The following is a 6,099-nucleotide window of genomic DNA, read 5'->3' on the forward strand; positions in this document are numbered from 1 at the left end:
TGTGACATTTAGGAGGGGGGTCCGATTATGAAGTCGGTAATTGAGGTACAAGGGTTACGTAAAGAATTTACAGCCTATTCAAGTCGTCCGGGTTTAAAGGGTGCATTTCGCGATTTATTAAATCGTAATTATAAAATAGTACCAGCAGTAAATGATGTATCTTTTACTGTAAAACAAGGTGAGATGGTTGGTTATATCGGTGAGAACGGTGCTGGTAAATCAACAACAATTAAAATGCTTACGGGGATTTTGACTCCGACATCAGGAGAGATTTTAGTAAATGGGATGAACCCACATAAGCAGAGAGAAGAATTTGTAAGAACCATTGGTGTTGTTTTCGGTCAACGCTCACAACTTTGGTGGGATATTGCTGTACAAGAATCTTTTCGTTTATTAAAAAAAGTGTACGGTGTATCAGACGCTCAGTATAAAGAGCATATGGAACACGTGATTGAAACGTTAGATATTGGTCCTTTATTAGATAAGCCAGTTCGAAAGTTATCTCTAGGTCAAAGAATGCGTTGTGAATTAGCGGCAGCATTAATTCATAACCCACCGTTATTATTTTTAGATGAACCAACAATTGGGCTAGATGTACTTGTGAAATTGAAAATACGTGAATTTTTAAAAGAAATGAATGAACGTTATAAAACAACAATTTTATTAACAACCCATGATATTACTGATATTGAAGCATTATGTGAGCGTGTTATCATGCTGGATGAAGGAAATATTATGTATGACGGTTCTTTAAGTAATCTTCGTACGCAGTGGGGAGCGGAGAAGGAAATACATTTTCAGTTTATTGCACCAGTTTCCTATCAGGCTTTATCAATGGTTATGCCAGATAGTCATGTCGTTTGGTCGAAAGCGAAAGAGGAAAACGCGTGGGTTGCAAAAATACCGAATGAAGAAGTTATTATTTCAATGCTTATTTCTAAAGTAGTACAAGCCTTTCAAATTAAAGATTTAAAAATTAATGAAGTGTCTACAGAGGAAATTATTCGTAACATTTATGAAGAAGGTATTAAACATGGGTAAGTATATTGAAATGATTCGAATTCGCTTTTTAATGATGCTTGCGTATCGCACAAATTATTATAGCGGGATTTTAATTTATACGATTAATATCGGTGCTTACTATTTTTTATGGCAAGCAATTTATAGCGGAAAAGAGAATATTGAAAGTTTATCTATTTCGCAAATGACCACGTATATCGCAATCGCGTGGATGGCACGTGCCTTCTATTTTAATAATATAGATAGGGAAATTGCGATGGAGATTCAAGAAGGACGTGTGGCTGTAGAATTAATTCGTCCGTATAACTATTTGGGAATGAAAGTTATGCAAGGTCTTGGCGAGGGAATATTCCGTTTTGCCTTCTTTTCCATTCCAGGCATGGTTATCGTTACGTTATTATTTTCGTTGCAAATTACAACGAATTTTCAAACGTGGTTATATTTCTTCTTATCTTTAATATTTAGTTTTATTATTAATACACAAATTAATTTAATGACAGGAATGCTTACGTTTTTCCTATTTAATAATAGTGGGATTATGTATGCAAAACGCGTTGTTATTGATTTATTTTCAGGTCTATTATTACCAATTAGTTTTTATCCGTTATGGGCCCAAAAAGCAATGATGTTCTTACCGTTTCAGGCTATTAGTTATATTCCAAGTATGATTTTTTCTGAAGGTATACAGGGGAGTAAGTTGTATGAGGCTTTAATATTTCAAGTGATTTGGGCGATTGTACTTATTATTCCAATTGTACTCATGTGGAGAACGGCGAGAAAACGTCTAATTGTACAAGGGGGATGATGAGATGCTATATATAAACTTATTTTTACAATATGCAAGTCAATATATAAAAACGAAATTGGAGTATCGAGGCGATTTTATTGTTGGTTTACTTTCTGATTTATCGCTTCAAGCAGTTAATTTAATATTTATTCTCGTTGTATTTGGGCATACACAAGCATTGAAGGGATGGAGTCGAGAAGAGGTAATCTTTATTTATGGTTTCTTTTTAGTACCATTTGCCATCTTTTCAGCTTTCTTTAATATATGGGATTTTAATGATCGATACATTATTAAAGGGGAGATGGATCGTGTATTAACGCGACCGATCCATAGCCTATTTCAAATTATATTAGAAAGAATGGAACTTGAATCTTTAATTGGAGCTATTACAGGGATTGTTGTAATGGGATATGCAACTGTGGAGTTACAATTATCTTTTTACTGGTATGATTTCTTCTTATTTATATTGATGGTAGGAGGAGGAGCACTTGTATATGGAGGGATATTTGTTACGCTGGCGAGCCTTGGTTTTTGGTCGGATGCGAAAAGTTCAATTATGCCTCTTATGTATAACATAGGTAATTACGGGCGCTATCCTGTTAATATTTATAATCGTGTAATTCGTTTCATTTTAACGTTTGTTTTACCGTTTGCGTTTGTTGGAGTATATCCAGCAGCATACTTTTTAAGAAAAACAGAATGGAATAGTTATGCATTTGCGACGCCAATTGTTGGTATTATCTGTTTTACGATTGCAATCACCCTCTGGAACCAAGGGGTAAAAAGGTATCGTGGCGCGGGTAATTAATTATAGAAGCTTGTTCGTTTCTAAGGGATAAATCAGTTCTCCACCTCATACATATAAAATGAGGTGGAGGACATGTTATGGGGATTTATTCTATTAATTGCAGCAATCGCTATTTTGAAAAGTGTCCAATTATTATGGAGTTCCTATTCGGATTCAACGCGTTTTTTTTCGCTCTATAATTTGGCCACATTATTTTTGATCTATACAACAGTACTGATCGCGTTTGGATTAAGTTACGTTGTATTAGAGGAAATGGGTTTCGCAGTTTTGAAAGAGGACGGAGAAAGTTTGAACGCTCATTCTTTTCAACTCGTCGAAGTTTGTTTATATTTTAGCGCAGTTACTTTATTGTCTGTTGGATATGGTGACATATCTCCGATTGGAATTGGGCGATGGATTGCAATCGCAGAAGCGCTAATTGGATATACACTCCCTTTTGCTTTTGTGATGAGGTCTGTAATAGACAATGAAAAATAAGGAAGCATTTGTTATAGTAAAGGAAAAGAGTAGGAGTGATAACTATGATTACAGTAGGAGAAATGGCACCAGAATTCAAATTAGAGGGAAGTAACGGAGAAGAAGTTCGTCTAGCTGATTTCCGCGGTAAAAATGTAGTTCTCTATTTTTACCCGAAAGATATGACGCCAGGATGTACAACTGAAGCATGTGATTTTCGTGATGCGTATGGAGTATTTCAAGAGAAGGATACGGTTATTCTTGGAGTAAGTCCTGATTCAGCGAATAGACATTTGAAATTCATTGAGAAACATGAATTGCCATTTACACTTTTAGTAGATGAAGATCATAAAGTAGCAGAGTTATACGATGTTTGGAAGTTAAAAAAGAACTTTGGGAAAGAGTATATGGGAATCGAGCGTTCTACATTTCTTATTAATAAAGACGGTGAACTTGTAAAAGAGTGGCGTAAAGTAAAAGTGAAAGGGCATATTGAGGATGTTCTTTCTTATATAAAATAAATCTACGTTGGAGATAAAATATGCAGAAACAAGGCAAGTGTCTATACATATTTTACTGCCTTACATAAAGTGGAAGTGTAGGGCATACCTCCTCAGATGATAGTATTCCAAGTGCGATTATGTCGCACTTTTTTTCTATGTAATATATGAAGAAAAAGGGAAAGATACATAAAAACAAGTCCTGAATATAAAAATAAACCACATACTTATAGTAGAAATATTGACGATTTATAAGAAAAGGAGTACACTCTTTATAAGAATTATAAAATAATAATCCGTATAGAATCGGGGTGCATGACGGTGGTCAAAGAAGAATTAAAAGAAGCGCTAGAAATGCTGAAAAATACGGGTGTACGCATTACTCCACAGCGTCATGCTATTTTAGAGTACCTTGTGGAATCAATGACGCACCCAACAGCGGATGATATTTATAAAGCATTAGAAGGTAAGTTTCCAAATATGAGTGTTGCAACTGTCTATAATAACTTACGTGTGTTTAAAGAGGTTGGACTTGTAAAGGAATTAACTTATGGAGACGCTTCAAGTAGATTTGATTATGTTACAAGTCAACATTATCATGTGATTTGCGAAAAATGTGGTAAGATTGTTGATTTTCCTTATGGAGGCTTGGAAAAGCTGGAAGAGGAAGCTGCGAAAACGACAGGCTTCGTTATCAATAGTCATCGCTTAGAAATTTATGGCGTTTGTCCAGAGTGTCATAAGGCGTAATATATAATAAAGAAAGAGGCTGACGGCTATACGTCAGCCTCTTTCTTTATTATATAAGGATTAGAGTGAGGCTAATCGGGATTTACAGTGCTAAGTTAGTAAGAAGGGTTAGATAAAAGTTTGTCGAATTTACTTTGTATTGGTGGAAATGAATTCTGGGAGGGGACATTTTGAAGAAATATGAGATTAAAAATAACATTCCAACATTGGAAGAATATAAATATTTATGTGATTCTGTGGGATGGACTAACTATATGAACTTTGAGGTGGCGGAAATATCACTTCAAAATTCGATTTACTGTATAACAGTCAAGGATAATAATCAAATCATCGGCATGGGGAGAATTGTTGGTGATGGGGCTATCTATTTCTATATTCAAGATATAGTGGTTCATCCAGAGTATCAAAAGAATGGTATTGGAAAGAAAATAATGAATACTTTAGTAGAATACTTAAATGGGAATGCTCCAGATAAAGCATTCATTGGTTTGTTTGCGTCGCAAGGTAAAACATCATTCTACGAAAAATATGATTTTAAAGATTATTCGCCTAATATGACAGGGATGTTTACTGTTATTTCGAAAAAATAGGTGTAATAAATTTAATAAAACAATTAAAAAGTTGATTTTTTAAGAAATCAACTTTTTAATGAGTTGAAACATTTGTAGTGTTGCAAATTCGTATTTCCCTTGATACTTATGATTTATAACTCTTCTTATTATACTTTTCATCAAATTCTTTTCCTTCTAGATCTCGATCTAGTGTTAAAGGTTGATTGCAGTGCATACATGCATCGACACGGCCGAGCATTTTTGTTGGCTTATCACAGCTTGGGCAAATAATTTGGATAGTCTTAGTAGATAACATACCAATCCAAAAGTAAACGACAGTGCTAGCGATAACACTTAAAAAGCCAACCATCATAAACGTTGTCATAATAATAATGTTTTCGCGGAAAAAGACACCTAAGTATGCAATGAAGAGGCCGATAAATACTAAACTTAATGCAAAGGTCCGGATTTTATTGATTTTGTTTGAATACTTAATGCTCATTCTCACCACGCTCCTATACTAATAATATAACATAAAATTTAGAATTTTCACTCTCGCGTAAATTGATAAAGGGATAAGATATGAAATGAATAGGAGGGGGACCATGAAGAATGAATGGACGCTATAAGGATTTTTACAGCGGTTTTAAAGTTTTTAACGGGATGTGAAATTTTTTTATAAAAAGTATTGACCATGTATATACTGCATGATATATTAATAACCGTCGCTGATGCGGAAACGCAGAAAACGACAAAAAAGAAATTAAAAAACTTAGTTGACATTGAAAAATGAAGATGTTAACATAAGGAAGTCGCGAATGAGCGACTAAGTAGTTCTTTGAAAACTGAACGAAACAAACAACGTGAAACGTCAATTTTTATTTTAGATGCTAGACAAACTAACTTTATTGGAGAGTTTGATCCTGGCTCAGGATGAACGCTGGCGGCGTGCCTAATACATGCAAGTCGAGCGAATGGATTAAGAGCTTGCTCTTATGAAGTTAGCGGCGGACGGGTGAGTAACACGTGGGTAACCTGCCCATAAGACTGGGATAACTCCGGGAAACCGGGGCTAATACCGGATAACATTTTGAACCGCATGGTTCGAAATTGAAAGGCGGCTTCGGCTGTCACTTATGGATGGACCCGCGTCGCATTAGCTAGTTGGTGAGGTAACGGCTCACCAAGGCAACGATGCGTAGCCGACCTGAGAGGGTGATCGGCCAC

At 35.3% G+C, this 6,099-nt stretch carries 8 protein-coding genes and 1 rRNA gene (1 of these 9 only partly in view); 8 read left to right on the plus strand and 1 reads right to left on the minus strand.

Annotation, left to right across the window (positions count from 1 at the left end):
* Positions 1 to 27: 27 nt before the first annotated feature.
* The 7 genes from AXW78_RS02540 to AXW78_RS02570 all read left to right on the plus strand — a co-directional run bounded on the left by AXW78_RS02540 (position 28) and on the right by AXW78_RS02570 (position 4,911).
* Positions 28 to 1,041 (plus strand): ABC transporter ATP-binding protein, encoded by a 1,014-nt coding sequence (locus AXW78_RS02540; protein WP_000843650.1) that lies wholly within the window; start codon positions 28 to 30, stop codon positions 1,039 to 1,041.
* A complete protein-coding gene (locus tag AXW78_RS02545; protein ID WP_000521516.1) occupies positions 1,034 to 1,825 on the plus strand; it encodes an ABC transporter permease in 792 nt (263 codons plus the stop codon). Before AXW78_RS02540 ends, AXW78_RS02545 begins: the two co-directional genes overlap by 8 nt.
* A 4-nt stretch (positions 1,826 to 1,829) precedes the next feature.
* On the plus strand, positions 1,830 to 2,615 hold the full coding sequence (locus AXW78_RS02550; RefSeq protein WP_000965778.1) for an ABC transporter permease: 786 nt from the start codon (positions 1,830 to 1,832) through the stop codon (positions 2,613 to 2,615).
* A 72-nt stretch (positions 2,616 to 2,687) separates the two neighbouring features.
* Positions 2,688 to 3,092, plus strand: a complete 405-nt coding sequence (locus AXW78_RS02555; RefSeq protein WP_000964343.1) for a potassium channel family protein — start codon at positions 2,688 to 2,690, stop codon at positions 3,090 to 3,092.
* Between the two features lie 44 nt (positions 3,093 to 3,136).
* Positions 3,137 to 3,592: a thioredoxin-dependent thiol peroxidase gene (bcp, locus tag AXW78_RS02560; protein ID WP_000633706.1), complete on the plus strand. Its 456-nt coding sequence runs from the start codon at positions 3,137 to 3,139 to the stop codon at positions 3,590 to 3,592.
* Positions 3,593 to 3,892: 300 nt separating this feature from the next.
* Entirely contained in the window at positions 3,893 to 4,321 is a 429-nt protein-coding gene (gene perR / locus AXW78_RS02565) for a peroxide-responsive transcriptional repressor PerR (RefSeq protein ID WP_000237829.1), read from the plus strand.
* 170 nt (positions 4,322 to 4,491) lie between these two features.
* Positions 4,492 to 4,911: a GNAT family N-acetyltransferase gene (locus tag AXW78_RS02570; protein ID WP_000759737.1), complete on the plus strand. Its 420-nt coding sequence runs from the start codon at positions 4,492 to 4,494 to the stop codon at positions 4,909 to 4,911.
* Between the two features lie 106 nt (positions 4,912 to 5,017).
* Here AXW78_RS02570 and AXW78_RS02575 read toward each other — a convergent pair whose 3' ends face one another.
* Positions 5,018 to 5,374, minus strand: coding sequence for a YgzB family protein (locus AXW78_RS02575; RefSeq protein WP_000025066.1), 357 nt, complete (start codon positions 5,372 to 5,374; stop codon positions 5,018 to 5,020).
* A 403-nt stretch (positions 5,375 to 5,777) separates the two neighbouring features.
* Between AXW78_RS02575 and AXW78_RS02580 the strand changes: the two genes are divergently transcribed.
* Positions 5,778 to 6,099: ribosomal RNA gene (locus tag AXW78_RS02580) — 16S ribosomal RNA — on the plus strand (it continues 1,220 nt past the right edge of the window).

The organism is Bacillus thuringiensis, from assembly GCF_001595725.1.
In the GTDB taxonomy this organism is placed as follows: Bacteria; Bacillota; Bacilli; order Bacillales; family Bacillaceae_G; genus Bacillus_A; species Bacillus_A thuringiensis_K.